The sequence below is a fragment of the Rhodoferax sp. GW821-FHT07F03 genome (genome assembly GCF_059418745.1).
Map to the genome: position 1 here is coordinate 85,956 of NZ_JBWKQM010000010.1, position 23,701 is coordinate 109,656.

The window sequence follows — 23,701 nt, forward strand, 5'->3', positions numbered from 1 at the left end:
GCAGTGGGTTATGCCCGTATGCTGTGTCGCTTCACGGTTGCGCCAGAAATTTCTCCAGGTTCGTAGCCGCCAGTCGGCGTACCTTGTTGCGCAACAAAGGCGTCCAGCCCAGCAGCAGGCCGGGCGTGCCCAGTGCCTGGCGTGACCAGGCCCAGAAATCAAACTGGTCGGTGTGCTGGGTGATCAGTCCGGCCGCATTGAAGCGGAAGCGTCCGTCAATGCGGTTGTGCACCATGCGCCCGGTGGTGCTGAAGCGGTAGTGCGCCTCCCAATGCGCCTGGCCGGTTGTGGCGTCGGCCTGTAGATCGCGATATTCCAGCTTCCATACGTCCAAGCCCTTGCTACGGGTGGCGGCGCACAGCATGCGCCACATGCCGCCAACTTCGCGCCGGCCGCGCAGCGTAAATACCGGGTCGTTGAACTGCACATCCTCGGCATAGCAGCTGGCCATGGTGTCGGCGTCCAGGCGGGCGAAGGCAGCGTAGAAGCGCTCAAGTGTGTGCTGATGGGCATGCATAAAAATTTCTTCTCTATGTAAAACTTTGGCAGGGTAACGAATTTCGTAATATGGAGCGCAAATTCATTGGACAAATTCACGGGCTGACGACAAAGCGTCTATATTGCGGCTGCGAACCCTTTTAGCGGGTTCGCCAAGGTGACAGAATGCCGGTCTTTCAGCAAGCCTCCCGACCTGCAGTCGCGTCCTGCTCCGTGGTGCCGACACGCCATCGCCAATATTTAGCGAGGATATGTCAGCTGTTTTAGCCCGAATTCATGAGAGTGCCCGTTTGTGCAGTCCCTCAGTCCGATCAGCCCGGTGATTACTTTCCGAAACAGCCATAACGAGGCTATGCGGGGCACCCTCATCAGCCACCAGCGCGGCTCCATGGTGTTGGAGGTGTACAACCCCGACTCGCTGATGCAGGTCAGCGAGGTTTTGCACGAACTGACCGTGCGTTCCGGTCATCAGAGTATCTATACCGGCAAGGCTGTGGTGGTGAGTCTGTTGAATACCGGGTTGATGGCGGTGGTGTCGCTGAATTTGATGGACGCCTGGAACGATGTCGTGTTGATGCAACCGGGTGTGGCTGGCGTGGCCAGCGCAGCCGGGTTCTTTATCCAGGACTGGGAATCCCGTTTCAATGTGCGACGTGATTACCAGGTGGTGGTTAGCGAGATGCGCGCCTACTTTGCTGAGGTGGCACGCTGGGTGGACCAGATGGATGTGGCGGGCCGCCTGCCGCATGAGCCCGATGGCCGGGTGCAGCAGGATGTGTTCCAGGAACTGAGCTTGCCGCTACTGCGCAAGGGCCGCGAGTACTTGGAATGGTTTGACCGCGAAGCCTCCCTGGTGCCCGAGGATGCCGTGCCCCTGCACCGTGCGTTTGCCCAGGCGGCCATCCACCCGCTGGTTTTGCGGGCTCCGTTTGTGCACCGTACTTTTTCCAAGCCTTTGGGCTATGCCGGCGATTACGAAATGGTGAACCAGATCGTGGGCGACCCGCGCCAGGGCCCGACCAGCTATTTCCAGTTGGTGAATTTCATGTTCCTACAGGCTGGTGTAGCCCAGGCGCATCGCAATCGCATCGACATTCTGTACAGCCGCCTGGAGTCGTTGACGCAACAAGCAGTGCAAGCTGGGCGGCCCATGCGGGTTTTGAATATCGGCTGCGGGCCGGCGCAGGAGATCCAGCGCCTGGTTCTGCAATCTGCGCATTTCGACCAACTAGAGTTTGTGCTGGTGGATTTCAGCGAGGAAACTCTTGCCTATACGCGTGAAAGACTGGAAAGCCTTCAGCACAGCGGCAAGCAGCTGCACTTGCGTACGCAGCACGAGTCGGTAAACCAGCTGCTCAAACGCTCGGCCCAGGCCCAAGTGATAGAAGAATCAGACAAGTTTGATTTTGTGTATTGCGCTGGCCTTTTTGATTATCTGACCGATAAAGTGTGTGCCCGCTTGGTTAAATATATGGCTTTGCGCACCCGCGCAGGCGGTCAAATATTATTCACCAATGTGCACTCCAGCAACCAGGAGCGGCGCTGGATGGAGTATTTTTTGGAATGGCATCTGATATACCGCGACGAAAACGATGTGCGCAGAATATTGCCAGCCGGTTTGAAGGATATTGAAGTATTTAATGACGTCACAGGTGTCAATCTATTTGTGGAATCTCGAGTTCCTGCGCTTATTGGGCATTGATGCTTGAATTCATAACAAAGCGTAAAAACGAAGATTACCAGGCAGAGCTGCACAGCTATTTGATTTTCAATAGCCGGGCGGCCTGTTTGATGACTATGGGCCTGATCATGGCCGGATTGTCGCTGGATGCAGTGTTTTATCCGCTGCATGCTTTGGAATTTGCCCAAGCCCGGTTGCTGGCATGCCTGCTGATCGGCGCGGTACTGATGAGCTACCAGTTTGCTTGGGGTAGACGCAATATCAAGGCACTCACCTATTTTTGGCTGTGTGTGCCCCAGGTCATGATTGCCTGGATGATCTTTTATACAGAAGGCGAGTCCTCTATTTATTTTGTAGGCTTGACTTTTGTTTTGAGCGGCATGGCTTTTTTTCTGCCCATTACGTTAATCGAGGCCGGTTTGGCCGGCATTTTGACCTTGCTGGTTTATTGTGCGGCATGCATATCACGGACTGGCGGAATTCAAAATTTTCATGCCTTTTGGGGCAATATGATCTTCATGTCGTTTTACGTGTTGATCGGTATAGCCTTGGCGCTATATAACGAGCGCTGGCGCTGGCTTTCTTTTCAGTTGAAGAAAGAAATCCAGGAAAAAAACACCATCCTGCAAAGCACCAACCAGGCACTGGCCGATATTAAGGGTCACATGATGCAGCAGGAAAAAATGGCCGCCCTGGGTACGCTGGCGGCGGGCTTGCTGCATGAGGTCAATAATCCGGTCAATTACAGCCTGATGGCGCTGAATATGTCCATGATGGATGCCGCAGTCGTGAACAGCCCCGACCTGAAGGAAAGCCTGGGCGATGCCAAGGAGGGCATGCAGCGGGTGCAAAGCATCGTCTCGGACCTGAAAACCTTTGCCTACCAAAAGCCGGGTGACGACCCGGGCCGCATCTTTTTGTTTGAAAAAGCCCTTCAGTCGGCTCTGCGCCTGACTGGTTTCGAGCTCAAAGGCATTGCCGTGTCGGTCGAGCTACCCATGGACACCCATGTGCGCGGCGACGAACCCGCCTTGATCGGGGTGCTGATCAACCTGCTGGGCAATGCGGCGCTGGCGCTGCACAAGGCCGCGCGCAAGGCGCCGCGTATCGAGGTGCGGGCCGTGCGCACCGCCAGCCGACTGGAGGTGACAGTGCGCGACAACGGCACCGGCATCCTGCCCGAGCATCTGGCCCGCGTATTTGAACCTTTCTTCACCACCCGAGATGTAGGCAAGGGCCTGGGCTTGGGCTTGAGTGTGAGCTATGCCATCGTGCAGCGCCACGGTGGGGCATTGCGGGTCAGCAGCGAGCCCGGTGTATGGACCGAATTCGCTTTTGACCTGGGTCTGGCAACCGAAAATGCCTGAATCTAGTCCTTTTTGTTGATAACCCTGGCAAGATCACGCTATGCGACCTGACAAAATTCTGTATGTAGACGACGAACCCATGGCGCTCAAGTATTTTGAACGCCTGATCAGCCCCATGGCGCCAGTGCTGACCGCGCTTTCCGTGGAGGAGGGCAAGGCCGTGCTACAGGCGCGCGGCAACGAGATTGCCGTGCTGGTGTCCGACCAGCGCATGCCCGGCGCCCACGGCAACGAGCTGCTGCGCTACGCCCGTGACCACCACCCGGCCATGGTGCGCATGCTGACCACCGCCTACTCCGAGCTGGGCGAGGCCATAGAGGCTATCAACACCGGCGAAATCTACCGCTACATCACCAAGCCCTGGGACCTGGAGCTGCTGCGCGCGGATATCCGCAATGCGCTGGAGTTGTCCGACACCCGCTGCGAGCGCGATGACCTGCTGCGCGAGAAGATGGCGGTGCACCGCCAGCAGCTGCTGGCCAGCCGCATCTCGCAACTGGCTGTGGTGTGTGCCGGCTTTCTGAATGCCGACTACGAGCCTGGCCTGTTGGCCTATCTGCGTGCGGCCGAGCTGGCCGGCTGCATGCTGCCGCCCATAGACTGGCGCAGCATGGACCATGCGGAGCTGATGCAGTACGAAGCCCAGCGCAGCGTCTCCGTGGGCCAGGCCTTGGCACAGTGGCAGCCGCGGTTTGCCGCACTGGAAACGCCGGCGCAGGCGCTACAGGCTCTGGTCGATGCCCTGCCGGGCCAGATCAGCTTGCAGGGCGACACTGCAGTGTTCAACGGCCGCCATCCACTCACCTGGTTGCTGGAAGCACCGAGCCACGAGCCGCCATCCGGCCTGCTGGTGGCCTGGCTGGCCTGGCTGATGTGGTGGGGCAGCAATGCCCAGCTGCAGGTCAGCGGCCAGGGCCTGAGCGTGCGCCTGTCCGTGGGTGGCACACCCGCAGCACTGCCTTCGGACTGGATGGCCCTGGCCATCGAGCGCATCAGCCAGTCTGCGACGGAGTAAGAACTTGCAGCAGCTGCGCCACACGGCGCAGCGCATAGTTCACAGTGGCGGCGCGCACTGCGGCACGGTCGCCAGGGAAATGCTGCACCTCGGTATGCACCGCGCCTGGCAGGGCAAAGCCCAGCCACACCATTCCCACCGGCTTTTCTACGCTGCCTCCCGTGGGGCCGGCAACGCCAGTCACGGCAATCGCTACCTGGGCCCGCGCATGGGCCAGTGCACCGGCCGCCATGGCCCGCGCTACGGGTTCGCTGACAGCGCCATGCGTAGCAATCAGGGCGGCGTCCACACCCAGCATGTCGGTCTTGGCGGCGTTGGAGTAAGTCACAAAACCCCGGTCAAACCAGGCGCTGGAGCCGGCCAGGTCTGTGCAGGCGGCGGCAATCATGCCGCCGGTACAGCTTTCAGCCGTCGCCAGAAACCAATTATTTTTCAGCATCAAATCGGCCACCAGCGCAGGTGTTGCCTGTGCAGGATGCTCTGAGTTTGATAGCGTATCCATCACCAGGCCCTCCAGGCTGCAATCACCAGCAGCGTGCAAAAAGCCGCCACCAGGTCGTCGAACATGATGCCGAAGCCACCGCGCGCGTTCAGCCCCTTGAAGGCCCGGTCGGCCCAGGCCACCGGCCCGGGTTTGGCTGCGTCGAAGTAGCGAAACAGCCCGAACGCCACCGCCTGCCCCAGCAGCCCTACCGGCATCACCAGCCACAGCACCAGCCAGAAGGCTGCTACCTCGTCCCAGACTATTGCGCCGGGGTCGGCCACGTTCATGTGCCGCGCGCAGACAGTGCAAGCCCACCAGCCCACCACAAAAGACGCGGCAATCAACCAGCCCATTTGTGCCGTGGTCAGCAGCGGCTGGATCACCAGAAACGCCAGCCAGGCCCACAATGTGCCGGCGGTGCCGGGGGCGATGGGGCTTAGCCCAGAGCCAAAGCCCAGGGCCATGAAATGGGCGGGATGCGAAAGCAGAAACCGGGCGGTGGGGCGGCGCATGGGCGACGCGGAAGAAGGACTATCCATGGCGGTCGATTATCCGGCAGCCCCGTATCATTCGCGGATGACCGCATTGCATATCTCCTCCCAGTTCGATGGAGGCTCTATCCAGGTGCTCAGCCTGGCCGACCCGCAAGACATCCAGCTGAACATCCGCCCCGACAACGCCAGTCCCTACGCGCAGTGGTTTTACTTTTGCCTGCAGGGTGCCGCTGGCGTGCCGGTGGTGATGAAATTCCTGAACGCAGGTCAAAGCGCCTATCCGCCCGGTTGGGACGGCTACCGCATCGTCGCCAGCGTGGACCGCCAACACTGGTTTCGCCTGGATGCGCAGTACGACGGCCAGGTTATGACCGTGGCCACCACGCCCGGCCACAACCGCATGTACTTCGCCTATTTCGAGCCCTATTCGCACGAGCGCCACCTGGACCTGCTGGGCCGGGCCGCCGCCTCCGACTTGGTGCGCGTGGAAAGCCTGGGTGCCACGGTCGAGGGCCGCGACATGACCCTGCTGCACGTCAACGATGCGCAATTCGCCACGCCGAAAAAGAAGGTCTGGCTCATCGCCCGCCAGCACCCCGGCGAAACCATGGCCGAGTGGTTCGTCGAGGGCTTTCTGGACCGCCTGCTGGACCGCCAGGACCCCACCAGCCGGGGCCTGCTGCAGCACTGCGAATTCTTCGTGGTGCCAAACATGAACCCCGACGGCGCCGTGCACGGCAACCTGCGCACCAACGCCGCCGGCGCCAACCTCAACCGTGAATGGCGCCGCCCCAGCCTGGACACCTCGCCCGAGGTCTTCCATGTGCGCAACAAGATGGAGGCAGTGGGCGTAGACCTGTTCCTGGACGCCCACGGCGATGAGAATTTGCCCTATAACTTCGTCGTCGGCACCGAGGCCAACCCCGGCTTCAACCCACGCATCGAGGCCCTGCAAAACACCTTCAAAGCCGCCTGGCTGGCCGCCAGCCCGGATTTCCAGACGGAAGTCGGCTACCCCCGCGCCGCGCCCGGCCAAGCCAACCTCAGCCTGGCCACCAACTGGGTCGGCCAAAACTTCGACTGCCTGGCCTTCACGATCGAGATGCCATTCAAGGACAACGCCAACTTGCCGGATCTGGAACGCGGCTGGAACGGCGAGCGTTCGCGTAAGTTAGGGGCTAGTGTGCTAGCGGCTGTCAGGGCGGTGGTTGGGGGGTAGAAAAGGTCGCTGGCGCATATGTTGTCTGCGCTGGAGGCTATTTAAATCGTAGCAATGTGTGACGTGCGCGCTTTGCCTTTGCGAGCCTGTTCCTTGGACGATTAGGTCTTACTTTGACTGGAGCAAGATTCTTGCGTGCAATTACCCAACAATACTTTTTATGAGTGCGAATAGTCTGGGAACAATCGCCAGAGCGAAGAGTGTGGGTAGTCCGTAGGCAACAAGTTTGCTTGGCCAGCCTGGGTAATGCTCTTTGAAGCGGCGAACCTCAGACCATAAAGATTGGCTAGAACCCTTCGGGAGTGGCGGCAGAGGATATCGGAAGTGAAACCAACCAATGCCAACGAAGAACGCCACGACAGCAAGAATGGAGAGTGCACCCGAAGCGGCTTTCCAGTTGCCAGAGGCGGTAAGTAGAAGAGCGAGAAGACTGAGGGCGGCAAGGACGATTGTGACGAAGACTTTGAATGCGGTGCTTATGGAGGTACTGTAAAGGGCTGAGCGCCCAGTACTAGCGAGGCAAAGCTGAATCTCTCCGATTTTTTGGGGAAAGGCAGTGCTGGGCCTGTCCTTTGACAAGCTTAGGCCGAACGGTTTGCGCGGGGCGCTGAAATTTGAAGAAAATGGGTCACAGCGCATATCCAACCAACGCAAGCAGCTATCTAAACCGTAGCAACCTCAACCCATTCCCCACCACCAGCAAACTGGCCCCCACGTCGGCAAACACTGCCATCCACATGGTGCCGGAGCCCATCAGCGTGAGCACCAGGAAAACGGCCTTGATGCCCAGGGCGAGGACGATGTTTTGTACCAGCAGGGTGTGCGTGGCGCGGGACAGGCGGACGAAGCGGGGGAGCTTGCGCAGGTCGTCGTCCATCAGGGCTACGTCGGCGGTTTCTATGGCCGTGCCGGTGCCGGCGGCGCCCATGGCGAAGCCTATGTCGGCGCGGGCCAGGGCGGGGGCGTCGTTGATGCCGTCGCCCACCATGCCGACCCTGCCTTGCGGGCCATGTTCGGTCAACGCGGTCTCGATGCGCTGCAGCTTGTCCTGCGGCAGCAGGTCGCCGTGGGCTTCGGCGATGCCGACCTGGTCGGCGATGGCGCGGGCGGTGTGGGTGTTGTCGCCGGTCAGCAGGCTGGTGCGCACGCCCAGGGCGTTCAGCTCCTGGATGGCCTGGCGACTGCTGTCTTTGAGGGTATCGGCCACGGCGAATACGGCCAGCACGCTCTGGGTGTTGGCCAGCAGGATGGCGGTCTTGCCTTGCGACTCCAGCGCGGTGAGCTGGGCTTCGAGCGCATCGGAGCACAGGCCTTGTTCGTGCACCAGGCGGTGGTTGCCCAGGGTGTAGCGTGTGCCCGCGATCTGGCCCTGGGTGCCGCGCCCGGGCAGGGCTTCAAACTGGTCCACGGTTTGCAGGGCGATGCCGTCGCGCTGTGCGGCCTGGGCCACGGCGCGGGAAACGGGGTGGTCGGAACGGGTGGCCAGACTGGCGGCCAGGCTGCGTGCGTCGGCTTCGGTTGTTTGGCCTAACAGGGCAAAGTCGGTCTGCACCGGTTTGCCGTGGGTCAGCGTGCCGGTCTTGTCCAGCGCCAGCCAGGCCAGTTTGCGGCCCTCTTCCAGGTACACGCCGCCCTTGACCAGAATGCCCAGGCGCGCGGCGGCGGCCAGGCCGCTGACGATGGTGACGGGGGTGGAGATCACCAGCGCACAGGGGCAGGCGATCACCAGCAGCACCAGGGCTTTGTAGATCCAGCCCAGCCAGTCGCCGCCGAGCAACAGCGGGGGTAGCACCGCGACGGCGACGGCCAGGGCAAAGACGATCGGGGTGTAGACCTGGGCAAATCGGTCCACAAAGCGCTGGGTGGGTGCGCGTGCGCCCTGTGCAGCCTGCACCGCGTGCAGTATGCGGGCCAGGGTGCTGTCGCCGGCGCGGGCGGTGACGCGGTATTCAAACGAGCCGGTGGCGTTGACCGTGCCGGCAAATACGTCGTCGCCCTCGGCCTTGTCCACGGGCAGGCTCTCACCGGTGATGGGAGACTGGTCGATGGTGGAGCGGCCTTGGGTGATCTGGCCGTCCAGCGCCAGGCGTTCGCCGGGTTTGACGCGCACCTGGGCGCCCAGGGTCACCGATTTGGCGTCTACCTCGCGCCAGCTGCCATCGGGCTGCTGCACGGTGGCCTGCTCGGGGGCGAGTTGCATCAGGCCCTGGATGGCGTTGCGCGCGCGGTCGAGCGAGCGGGCTTCGATCAGTTCGGCCACGGTGAACAGCACCATCACCATGGCGGCTTCGGGCCACTGGCCCAGCAGCAGCGCGCCGGTGACCGCGATGCTCATCAGGGCGTTGATGTTGAGGTTGCCGTTGCGGATGGCGATCCAGCCCTTCTTATAGGTGCTCAGCCCGCAGGACAGCACGGCCATGATGGCCAGCAGCGCCGGCACCCAGACCGGCAGCCCGGCCCAGTGGCTGGCCTCGGAGGCGATGGCGGCAATGCCAGCCAGCGCCAGCGGCGACCAGGGTTTGGCGGGTTCGGGGGCAGGAGGCGGGGCTGCCGCATCGGCCAATTCGGGGGTGAAACCCAGCGAACGCACGGCGTCCAGGATGGCGTCAATGGCCTTGGGCGCGTGCGTGACGGTCAGCACACGCTGCATGAGGTTGAACTCCAGGCCGGTTACGCCGTCCATGCCGCCCAGCTTTTTGCGCAGCAGGGCTTCTTCGGTGGGGCAGTCCATTTGCAGGATGCGGATCGGGGTGGTGCTGCCCTGGGCGCTGCTGACAGGTGTTGCCAGCTGCTCCATTGCCGGCGCCTGCGCACAGCAACTGCTGGCGGCGTGGTCGTGACCATGCTCATGCGCATCACCATGTGTGTGGTCATGGTGCGCATGCGAATCGTGGTCGTGTGTGTGGGCGGGCATAAGGGCTTTCTGGATAGCGTTGCGCCCATTAGACAAGCTGAAGTTACTATAGAGTCAACCCCATTCTTGGATAGCCTTATGAAAATCGGCGAATTGGCCCAGGTGGCCCAGTGCACGGTGGAGACGGTGCGCTACTACGAGAAGGAAGGGCTGCTGCCCGCGCCGGCGCGCACGGCGGGCAACTTCCGCGTGTATGGGCCGGAGCATTCGGAGCGCCTGCGTTTCATCCGCAACTGCCGTGCGCTGGATATGAGCCATGAAGAAATCCATAGCTTGCTGCGCCTGGCCGACAAGCCAGCTGAGGGCTGCGGCGCCATCAATGCGGTGTTTGACCAGCACATCGCCCATGTGGACGAACGCATACGCGAGTTGACCCAGCTGAAACAGCAACTGGCGGGTTTGCGCGAACGGTGTAGCAGCGAACAGGCTTCGGATGCCTGCGGCATCTTGCAGGGCCTGGCGGCGATGGAAGTGGAATCCCGGCCCGAACGGCATACGCACCTGGGTTGAAAGTGCTGCACGTCAATAGGTGCCTAAATGAATGCTGGCGCAGATAGATAGTGCGCAGCATGCTACTTAAAATGTAGCAATTGATGGTGTTTCCCATGCTGGCAGGTCAATGCCAGCATGGTCGTTCAACCCCACCATAGGGTTTTCGGCCTGGTTCTTGCTAAATGTCCCAGGCTTGGCCTTGAGGCCTTACGCCAGGGGACACGGCAGCGGTGACCCGGAGCCGAAGGAGCTTTTTAGGCGCGGTTTTGCAGTTCGTGGCGGTCGGCTGCGGCGAACAGATCAGCGGCGAAGCCACGGTCGGTGTCGGCGTAGCTTTCGGCCAGCATGCGGACTTGTTCGGCTTCTTCGAACACGGTCAGGGCACGTGGCGCAGCTGTCTTGAACAGCGTGGCGTGCAGAGCGGAAAACAGGTTGGACGTGGCGGCGAAGAATTCGCGGGCAGCGGAACTGACGGCAGGTGCGGTTGCGGAACTGGTCAGTTGGTAAGCATTGGTAGTCATGGTGGTTACTCCTGTACATCGGGTTGACGTTGGAGTGAATTATAGGGTTAACCCTAGATTCGGTCCATGAAAATCCTAGGGTTAACCCTCTATCGTGATTTAGATCACATGCTGTTGTTTTTATTCCAAAACCGTTTGACGTACGGCATGTTCCCAACGCGCCATCAGTTCGGTCGCCCGTGCGGTGCTGAGTGTGGGCAGGAAGCGCCGCTCGGCGCGCCACAGCGCGGATAGCTCCTCGGTATTACGGTACACGCCCACGGCCAGACCGGCCAGGTAGGCGGCGCCCAAGGCGGTGGTTTCGGTCACGGCAGGGCGTATCACCGGGATGCCCAGCAGATCGGCCTGGAACTGCATCAGTAAATCATTTACACAGGCACCTCCATCCACCCGCAGCTCGGCCACCGGCGTGCCGCCAGCTTGCACTGCGTCGCGGCCCATGGCCTGTAGCAGGGCAGCACTTTGGTAGGCAATGCTTTCCAGCGCCGCCCGGGCGATGTGGGCCAGTGTGGTGCCGCGGCTCAGGCCGGTAATGCTGCCGCGCGCATCCGGCTTCCAATAGGGCGCACCCAGGCCGGTGAAGGCCGGCACGAACATCACGCCGCCCGAGTCGGGCACGCTTTGCGCCAGGCTTTGTACCTCGCCACTGTTATGGATGGCATGCAGGCCGTCGCGCAGCCACTGCACCACCGCGCCGCCCACGAAGACGCTGCCTTCGGTGGCGAATTCGGGCTGTGCCGTGGGTTGGGCCGCACTGGTGGTGAGCAGGCCGTTGTGGGATGTCTGGAAGGTGCTGCCGGTGTGCATCAGCATGAAGCAGCCCGTGCCATAGGTGTTCTTGGCCATGCCGGCTTTGAAACAGGCCTGGCCGAACAGCGCGCTTTGCTGGTCGCCGGCCACGCCGCCGATCGGGATGGCCTGGCCCAGCAGTGCGGGGCTGACATCGCCGTAGATGGCGCTGCTGGGTTTCACGGAGGGCATCAGGCTGGCAGGGATGTTCAGTGCGGCCAGCAGCTCGGCGTCCCACTGGTTGCTGTGCACATTGAACAGCATGGTGCGGGATGCGTTGCTGACGTCGGTGGCGTGCACCTGGCCTTCGGTCAGCTGCCACATCAGCCAGCTGTCGATGGTGCCAAAGGCCAGCTCGCCGCGTTCCGCCTGGGCGCGGGCATTGGGCACATGGTCCAGCAGCCATTTCAGCTTGGTGCCCGAGAAATAGGCATCGACCAGTAATCCCGTCTTGCGTTGGATTACATCGGCCAGGCCATCGGCGCGCAGCTGCACGCAGGTGGGCTCGGCGCGGCGGTCCTGCCAGACAATGGCGTGGTGGATGGGCTGGCCGGTCGCGCGGTTCCACACTACCGTGGTTTCGCGCTGGTTGGTGATGCCGACGGCGCGGATGTCCTTTGCCTGCAGCCCTGCCTTTGCCAGGGCTTCGCGGGCGGTGCTGAGCTGGGTGCGCCAGATCTCCATCGGATCATGCTCGACCCAGCCGGGTTGGGGAAATATCTGGGGCAGTTCCAGTTGCGCCTGGCTGACGATGTGGCCGTCGGCGTGGAAGACGATGCTGCGGGAGCTGGAGGTGCCCTGGTCCAGGGCGAGCAGGTAGGTCATGGTTGTGTGGCGAGGTGACAGCGGACTTGGGCGTCGCGCAGCAGGGATGGAAAGGGGTCGGGTACCGGGCCGTCGGTGAACAGGCGGTCGATCTGTGACAGGCTGGCCACTTCCACCATGGCCGCGCGGTTGAATTTGCTGCTGTCGGCGGCCAGCCAGACTTCGCGGGCGTGGCTGATGATGGCCTGCGAGACCTTCACTTCGCGGTAGTCGAAGTCGCGCAGCGTGCCATCGGCTTCAATGGCCGAAATGCCGATCAACGCAATATCCACCTTGAACTGCCGTATGAAATCGATAGCAGCTTCACCCACCACGCCGCGGTCGCGCCCGCGCACCACGCCGCCGGCAATGATGACTTCACACTGCGGATTGGCGCTGAGGATGGTGGCTACGTTCAGGTTGTTGGTGATAACGCGCAGCCCTTTGTGTTGCAGCAGGGCCTTGGCAATCGCCTCGGTGGTGGTGCCAATGTTCAGGATCAGCGAACAGTCGTTGGGCACCTCGGCCGCCACTGCGCGCGCAATGCGGGCCTTGCCTTCGGCGTGCAGGTTCTCGCGCTGCGGGTGGGCGATGTTCTCAATCGTCGAGCTGGGTACGCGCACGCCGCCATGGAAGCGCGTCAGCAGGCCATCGTCGGCCAGGCGCTGCACGTCGCGGCGTACGGTTTGCAGTGTGACGCCGAGCTTGTCGGCCAGCTGGTCTACGGTGAGAGAGCCCTGGGCCTGTACGGCCTGCAGCAGCAGCAGTTGTCGGGGGTTGGGGTTCACGGGGTTTCGTTTCGGAAAAAACTAGCGCTTGACTTTAAAACGAAAGACAAAGAACGTTCTAAGGGTTGCTACCGATAAAAAAGAAACACAAACGAACAATAATCATCAAATTCGAAAACGCAAGTTTGTAAATTCGGCAAAGGATTGTGATGCAGTTGAGCTTAGAAGGCGTCAGCAAAAAGGTGGGGGCACAGACCTGGCTGTACGAGATGGGTTTGGCGCCTCAGCCCGGTGCCGTGACCGTGTTGCTGGGCGCAACCCAGGCGGGCAAGACCAGCCTGATGCGCATCATGGCTGGGCTGGACGTGCCTACCCATGGGCGGGTGCTGGTGGACGGTGTGGACGTGACCGGTCAGCCGGTCCGCGAGCGCAATGTGGCCATGGTCTACCAGCAGTTCATTAACTACCCCTCGCTCACAGTGCGCGACAACATCGCCTCGCCGCTGAAGCTGCGCGGCGAAAAGAACATGGACCAGCGCGTACGCGAGCTGGCCGAAAAGCTGCATATCGAGATGTTCCTCGAGCGCTACCCAGCCGAGCTATCGGGCGGCCAGCAGCAGCGCGTGGCACTGGCCCGGGCGCTGGCCAAGGCGGCACCTCTGATGCTGCTGGACGAGCCGCTGGTGAATCTGGACTACAAGCTGCGCGAAGAACTGCGCGACGAACTCAGCTCGCTGTTTGCCGCGGGTGAATCCACTGTCATCTATGCCACGACCGAGCCGGGTGAAGCCTTGCTGCTGGGAGGCTACACCGCGGTGATGGATGCGGGCGAATTGCTGCAATACGGTCCCACGGCCGAGGTATTCCACCGGCCCAAGTCGCTGCGCGTGGCGCGGGCTTTTAGCGACCCACCGATGAATCTGGCTGCAGGTCATACGGCGGCTGGCGGCGTGCAGTTGCAGGCAGGGCCGCTGCTGGCCCTGGCCTTGCCGGCTACGCAGGCCGGGAGCTTGACGGTAGGCCTGCGCGCCAGTGCGCTGCGGGTGCAGCAGCGCCCCGGTGACGTGGCCCTGAACGGACAGGTCGAGCTGGCGGAAATCTCCGGTTCCGACACCTTTGTGCACGTGGCGACGCCGATTGGTGAACTGGTGGCCCAACTCACCGGCGTGCATTATTTCGAACTGGGGGCTGCATTGACCTTGTATTTTCATGCCACCCAGGCTTATGTGTTTGATGGTCAGGGCAGCTTGCTGCTGGCCCCGGTCCGCCAGGGAGCTGTGTAATGGCCCGCATTGAACTGGACCTGGCGCACGCCTACCGCGCCAACCCCACGCAAGATAGCGACTACGCACTGCTGCCCTTGAAGATGAGCTTCAACGATGGTGGTGCCTATGCCTTGCTCGGCCCCTCGGGCTGCGGCAAGACGACCATGCTGAACATCATGTCCGGTCTGCTGGCGCCATCGCAGGGCACCGTGCTGTTTGACGGCAAAGACGTGACCCTCGCCTCGCCGCAGGAGCGCAACATCGCCCAGGTGTTCCAGTTCCCGGTGATCTACGACACCATGACAGTGGCTGAAAACCTGGCTTTTCCACTGCGCAACCGCAAGGTGCCGCAGGCGCAGATCGACAAGCGCGTGGGCGAAATTGCCGAGATGCTGGAAATGAGCGGCCAGCTGAACCAGCGCGCCGCCAACCTGGCGGCGGACGCCAAACAGAAGATCTCGCTGGGCCGAGGCCTGGTGCGGCCCGACGTGTCGGCCGTGCTGTTCGACGAGCCGCTGACAGTGATCGATCCGCACCTGAAATGGCAGCTGCGCCGCAAGCTCAAGCAGATCCACCGCGAGCTGAAATTGACGCTGATCTACGTGACCCATGACCAGGTGGAGGCGCTGACCTTTGCCGAGCAGGTGGTGGTGATGACACGTGGCCGCGCCGTGCAAGTGGGCTCGGCCGATGCCTTGTTCGAGCGGCCCAGCCATACCTTTGTCGGTAACTTCATCGGCTCGCCGGGGATGAACTTTTTGCCTGTCCATGCTTCGGCCGAAACTTTGCAAGTCGCCGGTGCGCAATGGCAGCTGCCACGGGCGCTGCCCCAGGGTGCGTTAAAGCTGGGCGTACGGCCGGAATACGTCTCGCTGGCACAACCCGCCACGCGGGGGGCTCTGCTGTGCACGGTATCGAAGATCCAGGACGTGGGCACGCATGTGATGCTGACTGCCGCGGTCGATGGGCAGGTGCTCAAAGCCCGGCTGAGTCCCGAGGTGCAACTGCCAGCGGTGGGTGAAGTGGTCTGGCTGCAGGTGCTGGGCGAGCACACCTGCTTTTATAAGAACGAGGAGATTGTGCAATGAACGCCGTGCCGAACCGCTTCAAACAAGTTCGCGCCCCCTTGGGGGGGAGCGCCACCGCTTTGGCGGCAAGCGTGGGGGCTATATGAGCACCACAACCAAACCGGTGAACCAGAAGGCCTGGTTCTTGATCTTGCCGGTGCTGATCTGCGTGGCGTTTTCTGCCATTGTGCCGCTGATGACGGTGGTGAACTATTCGGTGCAGGACATCATTTCACCCGAGCGGCGTGTGTTTGTGGGCACCGAATGGTTTGTCCAGGTGATGCGCGACGAGGAGCTGCATGCCGCGCTGTTGCGCCAACTGGTTTTCTCCTTGTCGGTTCTGGCGGTGGAGTTGCCCTTGGGCATCTTGCTGGCCTTGTCCATGCCAGCCGAGGGTTTGAAGGCGTCGGTGGTGTTGGTGATCGTGTCGCTGTCCCTGCTGATTCCGTGGAACGTGGTGGGCACTATCTGGCAGATTTTTGGCCGTTCCGACATCGGTTTGCTGGGGGCTGCGCTGCAGGGCATGGGTATCGACTACAGCTACACCGGCAACGCCACCCATGCATGGCTGACGGTGCTGGTGATGGATGTGTGGCACTGGACGCCGTTGGTTGCCTTGCTGGGTTATGCGGGTTTGCGTTCAATACCAGATGCCTACTACCAGGCCGCGCGGATTGACGGTGCCAGCAAGTTTGCGGTGTTCCGCTACATCCAGCTGCCCAAGATGCGTGGTGTGCTGATGATTGGCGTGCTGCTGCGCTTCATGGACAGCTTCATGATCTACACGGAGCCCTTTGTGCTGACGGGTGGTGGGCCTGGCAATGCGACCACCTTCCTGTCGCAGTTCTTGACGCAGAAGGCTGTGGGCCAGTTTGACCTTGGGCCTGCTGCTGCGTTCTCGCTGATCTACTTCCTCATCATCCTGCTGCTGTGCTTCATCTTGTACAACTGGATGCAGCGCGTTGGCACCCAAGAGAAAGAAGGCGGTCAATGAGCGCAGTGCAGGGCCGTCCCAAACAAGCTCGCACCCCCTTGGGGGGCTGCGATTACACGAAGTGCATCGCATGGGGGTCACATGTCTAAGCCAAAATTTCAGAAGCGGACGATCTTTCTGTTCGCCTACATCATCTTCGCCCTGGTACCCATCTACTGGATGGTGAATATGTCGTTCAAGACCAACCAGGAGATCGTGGCCAGCTTTTCGCTGCTGCCCCAGCATTTCACCTGGGACAACTACCGCACCATCCTGACGGATTCGTCGTGGTACTCGGGCTATATCAATAGCCTGATCTACGTCAGCATGAATATGGTGATCACGCTCACCGTATCCCTGCCTGCGGCCTATGCGTTCTCGCGCTACAGCTTCCTGGGCGACAAGCATGTATTCTTCTGGCTGCTAACCAACCGTATGACCCCGCCTGCGGTGTTCTTGCTGCCGTTCTTCCAGCTCTACACCACCGTAGGCTTGATGGACACGCACTTGGCGGTGGCGCTGGCGCACTTGCTGTTCAGCGTGCCCCTGGCGGTGTGGATTCTGGAAGGCTTCATGAGCGGCATTCCACGCGAGATCGACGAGACGGCTTATATCGACGGCTATACCTTCCCACGCTTTTTCCTGACCATCTTCTTGCCACTGATCAAGGCAGGTGTGGGTGTGGCGGCATTCTTCTGCTTCATGTTCAGCTGGGTAGAACTGCTGCTGGCCCGCACCCTGACCAGTGTGAATGCCAAGCCTATCGTGGCGACCATGACGCGCACCGTGTCGGCGTCGGGCATGGACTGGGCCACGCTGGCGGCGGCCGGTGTCTTGACCATTGTCCCAGGCGCCATCGTGATCTGGTTTGTGCGCAACTACATCGCCAAGGGCTTCGCCATGGGGCGGGTGTGATTGGTCTAACAGGAGATTTGTATGTTTGAGTGGATGGCTTGGACCTTGCCGGTCGCAGTGTTCTTTATTTGTATTGCGCTGATGTTGGTGGGCATGACGGTGTGGGAGATCAAGTCGCCCACAACCTTGCGACGCGGCTTCTTGCCGATGGACACCACGCGCGGCGACCGCTTGTTCATTGGCTTGCTGAGCGCGGCCTATGTGAATCTGGCTTTTGTGGGATTGAGCGGCAAGTTTGCCGAGTGGTTCCAGCTGGACGGTGACCCGTCCATATGGATCAGTTTTGTGCTGTCCGTAGCCCTGCTGATGGTGATCATGCGCAAGGGCTAGGCATGGTGTTCCGAGGATCCGGCTTTTACTGCCCCCAGAGCCGAGCACGCCTTTCGTTGAATGGGGGTGTATACCAATGAGGAGACGAGACATGAAGATGCGTTATTCCATACTGGCCATCGCCGCAGCTTGTGCGCTGACGGGCCATGCGTTCGCCGACGAAGCGGCTGCGAAGAAGTGGATCGACAGCGAGTTCCAGCCATCGACCCTGAGCAAGGACAAACAGGCCGCTGAGATGAAGTGGTTCATCGAAGCCGCGAAGAAGCTGCAAGCCAAGGGTGTCAAGGAAATCTCGGTGGTGTCAGAAACCCTGACCACGCATGAATACGAGTCCAAGACCCTGGCCAAGGCGTTTGAAGAAATCACCGGCATCAAGGTCAAGCATGACGTGATCCAGGAAGGCGACGTGGTCGAGAAGCTGCAGACTTCCATGCAGTCGGGCAAGTCGATTTACGACGGCTGGATTTCGGATTCGGACCTGATTGGTACCCACTACCGTTACGGCAAGATATTGGCGCTGTCGGACTATATGACTGGCGCGGGTAAGGAGTTCACCGATCCAGATCTGGATTTGAAGGACTTCATCGGCACCAGTTTCACCACGGCGCCCGACAAGAAGATGTACCAGCTGCCGGACCAGCAGTTCGCCAACCTGTACTGGTTCCGTGCCGACTTGTTTGCGCGCCAGGACCTGAAGGACAAGTTCAAGGCCAAGTATGGCTACGACCTGGGCGTACCACTGAACTGGAGCGCCTATGAAGACATCGCCGCCTTCTTCAGCGAAGACGTGAAGACGCTGGATGGCAAGCCCATCTACGGTCACATGGATTACGGCAAAAAAGATCCATCGTTGGGCTGGCGTTTCACCGATGCCTGGCTATCGATGGCGGGTGCGGCAGACGTAGGCATTCCAAATGGCATGCCTATCGATGAATGGGGCATCAAGGTGGCCGATGACAAATGCACGCCGGTGGGTGCATCGGTGTCGCGCGGTGGGGCGACCAACTCGCCAGCGGCTGTGTACGCTTTGACCAAGTACATCGACTGGATGAAGAAGTACGCGCCCAAGGAAGCCATGGGCATGACCTTTGGTGAATCCGGTCCAGTGCCAGCACAAGGCCAGATCGCCCAGCAAATCTTCTGGTACACCGCTTTCACGGCCGATATGGTGAAGCCCGGTCTGCCCGTCGTTAATGCAGATGGCACTCCCAAGTGGCGTATGGCGCCCGGCCCGAATGGCCCGTACTGGAAGCAAGGCATGCAGAACGGCTACCAGGACGTGGGTTCCTGGACCTTCTTCAAGGACCACGACGCCAACAAGGTCGCGGCGGCCTGGCTCTACGCCCAGTTCGTGACCAGCAAGACTGTGTCTTTGAAGAAGTCGATCACTGGCCTGACCTTCATCCGCGACAGCGATATCCGTGCTGACTACTTCACGCAAAACGCCAACAAGTACGGCGGCCTGATCGAGTTCTACCGCAGCCCAGCACGTGTGGCCTGGACGCCGACCGGCACCAATGTGCCCGACTACCCCAAGCTGGCACAGCTGTGGTGGAAGAACGTAGCTGAGGCGGTAACGGGTGAGAAAACGCCGCAGAAAGCCATGGATAACCTGGCCGATGAGATGGACAACGTGATGTCGCGTCTGGAACGCGCTGGCATGGCCAATTGCGCGCCAAAGCTCAATCCCAAGGGTGATCCCAACAAGTATCTGAGCGATGCACATGCCCCGTGGAAGAAGCTGGCGAACGAAAAGCCTAAGGGCGAAACCATTGCCTATGACACCTTGTTGAACGCCTGGAAGAACGGCAAGGTCCGCTAAGCGCGTAACAGAGATGCAATAAGCTCTGCAATGGCTGCGTGGCCCTCTGCGCCACGCAGCCCTTTTGGTTGGCATGCTTCGCGCATGTCAACTTGTTTGATTGCTGGAATCTTGGTTTATGACGCTTGCCCCCTCGCCCCGATCGACTTTGCGCACTGCAGTAATGGCGCAGCTCAGCGGGCCTGCTCAATTCGATGTGGTGGTTATCGGCGGTGGCGCGACAGGTCTAGGGGTGGCTCTGGATGCAGCTTCCCGCGGATTCAGCGTGGCCTTGATCGAATCACATGACTTTGCCAAGGGCACTTCATCGCGTGCAACCAAGCTGGTGCATGGCGGTGTGCGTTACTTGGCCCAGGGCAATATCGCGCTAGTGCGTGAAGCCCTGCACGAACGTACCACGCTGCTGCATAACGCGCCCCATCTGGCGCAGCCGCTGGCGTTTGTGATGCCGTCCTACAAGCTGCTGGACACGCCCTTTTACGGCATAGGGCTCAAGATGTACGACGCTCTCGCCGGTAAGGCGGGCCTGGGGTCCACAGAATTTTTGGGTAAAGAAAAGACCCTGCACTATCTGCCGACTGTACGTGCGCAGGGGCTCAAGGGCGGGGTCAAGTATTGGGATGGCCAGTTTGACGATGCCCGTTTGGCATTGGTGCTGGCCCGCACTGCGGCCGACCAAGGGGCTGTGGTGGTCAATTACTGCGCCGCGACCGGTTTGTTGCATGAAGACGGCAAGGTGGCGGGCGTGCATTGCCAGGACCGCGAAACCGGTGCCCACATGACGCTGCGCGCAAGGTGTGTGGTGAATGCCACCGGTGTCTGGGTGGACGAATTTCGCCAAAAGGACGGCGACGCAACAGGTCGCACCGCCAAGCCCATGGTAGCGCCCAGCCAGGGTGTGCACATCGTGGTGGACCGTGAATTTTTGCCAGGTGACCATGCGATGCTGGTGCCGAAGACCGCCGATGGCCGGGTTTTGTTTGCCGTGCCATGGTTGGGCAAGACCATTCTGGGCACCACGGATACGCCGCGCCATGACCTGGACCGTGAGCCTTTGCCGTTCAAGGAAGAGGTGGAGTTCATTTTGGGTGAATCAGGTAGATATTTGAGCCGGGCACCTACCCGGGCCGACGTGAAAAGCGTCTGGGTTGGCCTGCGTCCGCTGGTCAAGCCGCAAGATGAGGATGGCGGCAATACCAAGGGCATCAGCCGCGAGCACACGGTGTTGGTCAGCCGCAGCGGCATGGTCACGGTGACCGGCGGCAAATGGACCACCTACCGCGCGATGGCCGAGGACGTGTTGGACAAATGCTTTGGCGCGGAGTTGCTACAGCCGCGCAAGCCGGTCTGTACAGCGACCTTGCGCCTGATTGGCGCGGGCACGGTGCCTGCGGGGGGCTTGCAGCACAAAATGAGCGATGCGCCGGGCTTGCAAGCCTACGGTACAGAACAGGATCTGGTGCGGTCTCTACCTGGTGGTGGGCGCGCGCTGGGCGGAGGCCTGAGCGAAGCCATGGTGCGCTTTGCTGCCCGCTTTGAATATGCCCGCACGGTAGAGGACGTGTTGGCGCGCCGTAGCCGGCTGCTGTTTCTGGACGCGCGTCAGGCCGCCTCCTTGGCGCCGGCGGTGGCAGACATCCTGTTGCAAGAAACCGGTGTGGACCCGCAGACCGAGGCGTTTTTGACCCTGGCCGAGCAATACGCCACCTTGCCTGCATGAAACCCCTGGCGCAATGGCCGCTCGCGCAGCGGCGTGGCGTGCGGGGTGTGCTGACGGATATAGATGACACCCTGACAACAGACGGTGCGATCACCCCCGACGCCTTGCAGGCTTTGCAGGATTTGAAGTCTGCTGGTTTGGCGGTGATTGCAATTACCGGGCGCCCGGTGGGTTGGAGCGAGCCGTTTGCCCAGTCTTGGCCGGTCGATGCCATCGTTGCCGAGAATGGCGCCGTCGCGCTGATAAATAGCAAGGAAATTGGCATTCAGCGCAGTACTCATCTGCGTCAGGCGCTATCAAAAATATATATACAGGATGCTGTTACGCGGCAAGCCAATAAGGTGCGCATGCAGAGGCTGGCAGAGCGCGTGCTGGCCGAAGTGCCCGGTGCTTGCTTGGCCGAAGATTCTGCGGGCCGGGAAACCGATATCGCCATTGACCACAGCGAATTCAGCCATTTGTCGCCGGCCCAGATCGCCCAGGTGGTTGCCGTCCTGGAGGAGGGAGGCATGCGCGCCACCGTCAGTTCCATCCATATCAATGGTTGGTTTGGCGAGCACAACAAGTGGGAGGGCGCGCGCTGGATCGTGCAAACCCTGTTTGGGCGGGCGCTGGAGGCGGAAATGGATCGCTGGGTCTATATAGGTGACTCGACCAATGACCAGCGGATGTTCGAGGCGATGCTGCAAACCGTGGGCGTAGCCAACATCCGCAGATTTGAGGCTGATTTGGCATTTAAACCACAGTACGTAGCCGAAAATGAGCGGGGTGCGGGCTTTGCCGAGATCGCAAACGCCGTTCTGGCGGCATTTCGACCTGAAAAAACATAATTGGCGTTGCTGTGCATGTCTTTTATATGCACGCAGTTGACGCGCTTTTAAATATTCTGCATAATTGCGGGCTTCGCTCCTAAAAAGCGATGCTTCTGCCCAAAGGAAGCGCTATGAGTGGTTTGTAGCGTGGACGACGGGCCCAAGACTGATTGCGTGCTGCGGCTTAGGCTGAGGCACTCGATGCAAGTTGGGAAAACATAGACATGATCCAAACTGAATCCCGGTTAGATGTTGCCGACAATACCGGCGCGAAATCCGTTCTCTGCATCAAGGTGCTGGGCGGGTCCAAGCGTCGTTACGCTAGCGTTGGCGACATCATCAAAGTGAGCATCAAAGAAGCCGCTCCACGTGGTCGCGTCAAAAAAGGCGAGATCTACAGTGCAGTGGTGGTGCGCACGGCCAAAGGTATCCGTCGTGCAGACGGTTCGCTGGTCAAATTCGATGGCAACGCAGCTGTGTTGCTGAATGCAAAGCTGGAGCCCATCGGCACCCGCATCTTCGGACCAGTGACGCGCGAATTGCGCACTGAAAAGTTCATGAAGATCGTGTCCTTGGCCCCTGAAGTTCTGTAAGGACGCGACATGAACAAGATTCGCAAAGGCGACCAAGTCGTCGTGCTCACCGGGCGCGATAAAGGCAAGCGCGGTACTGTCGCGCTGCGTAAAGATGATTCTTACCTGTTGGTCGATGGTATCAACATGGTCAAGAAGCACGCCAAGCCCAATCCCATGAAGGGTGAGGCTGGCGGCATCGTCGAAAAGAACATGCCAATTCACCAGTCCAACGTAGCCATTTTCAATGCTGCTACTGGTAAGGCTGATCGTGTTGGAATCAAGGTGCTGGCGGACGGCAAGCGCACACGCGTTTACAAGTCCAGCGGCGAAGAAATCAAGGTGGCATGAGCATGGCACGTTTACAACAACACTACCGCGAAAAAGTCGCTCCAGAGTTGATGGCCAAGTTTGGCTACACCTCGGTGATGCAAGTTCCACGTTTCACCAAGATCACCTTGAACATGGGTGTGAGCGAAGCCGTATCCGACAAGAAGGTTATGGACAACGCCGTTGCTGACCTGACCAAGATCGCTGGCCAAAAGCCTGTGGTGACAAAGGCCAAGAAGGCTATCGCCGGTTTCAAGATCCGCGAAGGCCAGGCCATTGGTTGCATGGTGACTCTGCGCGGCGTTCAGATGTTTGAGTTCCTGGACCGTTTCGTGACCGTGGCTTTGCCCCGTGTACGTGACTTCCGTGGTATCTCCGGTCGCGCTTTTGATGGCCGTGGTAACTACAACATCGGCGTAAAAGAGCAGATCATTTTCCCTGAAATCGAGTACGACAAGGTTGATGCCTTGCGCGGTCTCAATATCAGCATCACGACGACGGCAAAGAGCGATGAAGAGTGCAAGGCACTGCTCGCTGGTTTCCGTTTTCCGTTCAAGAACTGAGGTGACGTGTGGCTAAAAAAGCTTTGATCGAGCGCGAGCTCAAGCGTGACCGTCTGGTCGCCAAATATGCAGCTAAGCATGCGGAACTGAAGGCAACTTCGAACGACGCAAAGAAAAGCGAAGAAGAGCGCGCAGTAGCCCGTCTGGCTCTGCAACAGCTCCCACGTAACGCGAACCCCACTCGCCAACGCAATCGTTGCGCGATCACGGGTCGTCCACGTGGCACGTTCCGTCAGTTCGGTCTGGCCCGCGCTAAGGTGCGTGAGCTGGCTTTCGCTGGCGATATCCCCGGTATGGTTAAGGCCAGCTGGTAAGTAAGGCAGGAG

Annotated in this window: 24 protein-coding genes; 17 read left to right on the forward strand and 7 right to left on the reverse strand. The window is 60.4% G+C overall.

Annotated elements, in window-relative coordinates:
- Positions 1-31: 31 nt before the first annotated feature.
- Positions 32-517, reverse strand: coding sequence for a nuclear transport factor 2 family protein (locus AC07R0_RS16425; protein WP_495105655.1), 486 nt, complete (start codon positions 515-517; stop codon positions 32-34).
- A 273-nt stretch (positions 518-790) separates the two neighbouring features.
- Here AC07R0_RS16425 and AC07R0_RS16430 point away from each other — a divergent pair, with 273 nt between their 5' ends.
- The 3 genes from AC07R0_RS16430 to AC07R0_RS16440 all read left to right on the forward strand — a co-directional run bounded on the left by AC07R0_RS16430 (position 791) and on the right by AC07R0_RS16440 (position 4,561).
- Positions 791-2,200 (forward strand): class I SAM-dependent methyltransferase, encoded by a 1,410-nt coding sequence (locus tag AC07R0_RS16430; RefSeq protein ID WP_495105656.1) that lies wholly within the window; start codon positions 791-793, stop codon positions 2,198-2,200.
- Between the two features lie 89 nt (positions 2,201-2,289).
- On the forward strand, positions 2,290-3,546 hold the full coding sequence (locus AC07R0_RS16435; protein WP_495099293.1) for a sensor histidine kinase: 1,257 nt from the start codon (positions 2,290-2,292) through the stop codon (positions 3,544-3,546).
- A gap of 40 nt (positions 3,547-3,586) precedes the next feature.
- Complete coding sequence (locus AC07R0_RS16440) at positions 3,587-4,561, forward strand: response regulator (protein ID WP_495105657.1); 975 nt, start codon at positions 3,587-3,589, stop codon at positions 4,559-4,561.
- On the opposite strand, the gene AC07R0_RS16445 is transcribed toward AC07R0_RS16440, so the two are convergent.
- Together AC07R0_RS16445 and AC07R0_RS16450 are read right to left on the reverse strand one after the other, a co-directional pair.
- A complete protein-coding gene (locus AC07R0_RS16445; RefSeq protein WP_495105658.1) occupies positions 4,539-5,063 on the reverse strand; it encodes a CinA family protein in 525 nt (174 codons plus the stop codon). The two genes, AC07R0_RS16440 and AC07R0_RS16445, sit on opposite strands and share 23 nt — an antisense overlap.
- Positions 5,063-5,584 (reverse strand): phosphatidylglycerophosphatase A family protein, encoded by a 522-nt coding sequence (locus tag AC07R0_RS16450; RefSeq protein WP_495099290.1) that lies wholly within the window; start codon positions 5,582-5,584, stop codon positions 5,063-5,065. Before AC07R0_RS16450 ends, AC07R0_RS16445 begins: the two co-directional genes overlap by 1 nt.
- Here AC07R0_RS16450 and AC07R0_RS16455 point away from each other — a divergent pair.
- Entirely contained in the window at positions 5,583-6,758 is a 1,176-nt protein-coding gene (locus AC07R0_RS16455) for a M14 family metallopeptidase (protein ID WP_495105659.1), read from the forward strand. The two genes, AC07R0_RS16450 and AC07R0_RS16455, sit on opposite strands and share 2 nt — an antisense overlap.
- Before the next feature lie 658 nt (positions 6,759-7,416).
- On the opposite strand, the gene AC07R0_RS16460 is transcribed toward AC07R0_RS16455, so the two are convergent.
- Positions 7,417-9,672 carry a heavy metal translocating P-type ATPase gene (locus tag AC07R0_RS16460; protein WP_495105660.1) on the reverse strand — a complete coding sequence of 752 codons (2,256 nt, stop codon included), beginning with the start codon at positions 9,670-9,672 and terminating at the stop codon, positions 7,417-7,419.
- 78 nt (positions 9,673-9,750) lie between these two features.
- On the opposite strand from AC07R0_RS16460, the gene cadR reads away from it, so the two are divergent.
- Positions 9,751-10,182: a Cd(II)/Pb(II)-responsive transcriptional regulator gene (cadR, locus tag AC07R0_RS16465; protein WP_495105661.1), complete on the forward strand. Its 432-nt coding sequence runs from the start codon at positions 9,751-9,753 to the stop codon at positions 10,180-10,182.
- Positions 10,183-10,418: 236 nt separating this feature from the next.
- Here the strand turns inward: cadR and AC07R0_RS16470 are convergent, their stop codons facing one another.
- The 3 genes from AC07R0_RS16470 to AC07R0_RS16480 all read right to left on the reverse strand — a co-directional run bounded on the left by AC07R0_RS16470 (position 10,419) and on the right by AC07R0_RS16480 (position 13,066).
- On the reverse strand, positions 10,419-10,685 hold the full coding sequence (locus tag AC07R0_RS16470; RefSeq protein ID WP_495076807.1) for a hypothetical protein: 267 nt from the start codon (positions 10,683-10,685) through the stop codon (positions 10,419-10,421).
- Positions 10,686-10,805: 120 nt separating this feature from the next.
- Positions 10,806-12,299, reverse strand: coding sequence for a glycerol kinase GlpK (gene glpK, locus AC07R0_RS16475; protein WP_495105662.1), 1,494 nt, complete (start codon positions 12,297-12,299; stop codon positions 10,806-10,808).
- Positions 12,296-13,066: a DeoR/GlpR family DNA-binding transcription regulator gene (locus AC07R0_RS16480; protein WP_495105663.1), complete on the reverse strand. Its 771-nt coding sequence runs from the start codon at positions 13,064-13,066 to the stop codon at positions 12,296-12,298. Before AC07R0_RS16480 ends, glpK begins: the two co-directional genes overlap by 4 nt.
- A gap of 149 nt (positions 13,067-13,215) precedes the next feature.
- Between AC07R0_RS16480 and AC07R0_RS16485 the strand changes: the two genes are divergently transcribed.
- From AC07R0_RS16485 to rpsN, 12 genes are all read left to right on the forward strand, one after another.
- Positions 13,216-14,289: an ABC transporter ATP-binding protein gene (locus tag AC07R0_RS16485; RefSeq protein ID WP_495105664.1), complete on the forward strand. Its 1,074-nt coding sequence runs from the start codon at positions 13,216-13,218 to the stop codon at positions 14,287-14,289.
- Positions 14,289-15,359 (forward strand): ABC transporter ATP-binding protein, encoded by a 1,071-nt coding sequence (locus AC07R0_RS16490; RefSeq protein WP_495076803.1) that lies wholly within the window; start codon positions 14,289-14,291, stop codon positions 15,357-15,359. The genes AC07R0_RS16485 and AC07R0_RS16490 overlap by 1 nt, the downstream gene beginning before the upstream one ends.
- An 82-nt stretch (positions 15,360-15,441) precedes the next feature.
- On the forward strand, positions 15,442-16,332 hold the full coding sequence (locus AC07R0_RS16495) for a carbohydrate ABC transporter permease (RefSeq protein ID WP_495105665.1): 891 nt from the start codon (positions 15,442-15,444) through the stop codon (positions 16,330-16,332).
- A gap of 81 nt (positions 16,333-16,413) precedes the next feature.
- Positions 16,414-17,226 carry a carbohydrate ABC transporter permease gene (locus AC07R0_RS16500; RefSeq protein WP_495105666.1) on the forward strand — a complete coding sequence of 271 codons (813 nt, stop codon included), beginning with the start codon at positions 16,414-16,416 and terminating at the stop codon, positions 17,224-17,226.
- Positions 17,227-17,247: 21 nt separating this feature from the next.
- Entirely contained in the window at positions 17,248-17,556 is a 309-nt protein-coding gene (locus tag AC07R0_RS16505) for a DUF2160 domain-containing protein (protein WP_495076800.1), read from the forward strand.
- Between the two features lie 91 nt (positions 17,557-17,647).
- Positions 17,648-19,378, forward strand: a complete 1,731-nt coding sequence (locus AC07R0_RS16510; protein WP_495105667.1) for an ABC transporter substrate-binding protein — start codon at positions 17,648-17,650, stop codon at positions 19,376-19,378.
- A gap of 118 nt (positions 19,379-19,496) precedes the next feature.
- Positions 19,497-21,098: a glycerol-3-phosphate dehydrogenase/oxidase gene (locus tag AC07R0_RS16515; protein ID WP_495076798.1), complete on the forward strand. Its 1,602-nt coding sequence runs from the start codon at positions 19,497-19,499 to the stop codon at positions 21,096-21,098.
- Positions 21,095-21,928 carry an HAD-IIB family hydrolase gene (locus AC07R0_RS16520; protein WP_495105668.1) on the forward strand — a complete coding sequence of 278 codons (834 nt, stop codon included), beginning with the start codon at positions 21,095-21,097 and terminating at the stop codon, positions 21,926-21,928. Before AC07R0_RS16515 ends, AC07R0_RS16520 begins: the two co-directional genes overlap by 4 nt.
- 206 nt (positions 21,929-22,134) lie before the next feature.
- On the forward strand, positions 22,135-22,503 hold the full coding sequence (gene rplN / locus AC07R0_RS16525; protein ID WP_315192381.1) for a 50S ribosomal protein L14: 369 nt from the start codon (positions 22,135-22,137) through the stop codon (positions 22,501-22,503).
- Positions 22,504-22,512: 9 nt separating this feature from the next.
- A complete protein-coding gene (gene rplX, locus AC07R0_RS16530; RefSeq protein WP_495076796.1) occupies positions 22,513-22,833 on the forward strand; it encodes a 50S ribosomal protein L24 in 321 nt (106 codons plus the stop codon).
- Between the two features lie 2 nt (positions 22,834-22,835).
- Complete coding sequence (gene rplE / locus AC07R0_RS16535) at positions 22,836-23,375, forward strand: 50S ribosomal protein L5 (protein ID WP_495076795.1); 540 nt, start codon at positions 22,836-22,838, stop codon at positions 23,373-23,375.
- Between the two features lie 8 nt (positions 23,376-23,383).
- Complete coding sequence (gene rpsN, locus AC07R0_RS16540) at positions 23,384-23,689, forward strand: 30S ribosomal protein S14 (RefSeq protein ID WP_490591334.1); 306 nt, start codon at positions 23,384-23,386, stop codon at positions 23,687-23,689.
- Positions 23,690-23,701 lie beyond the last annotated feature (12 nt).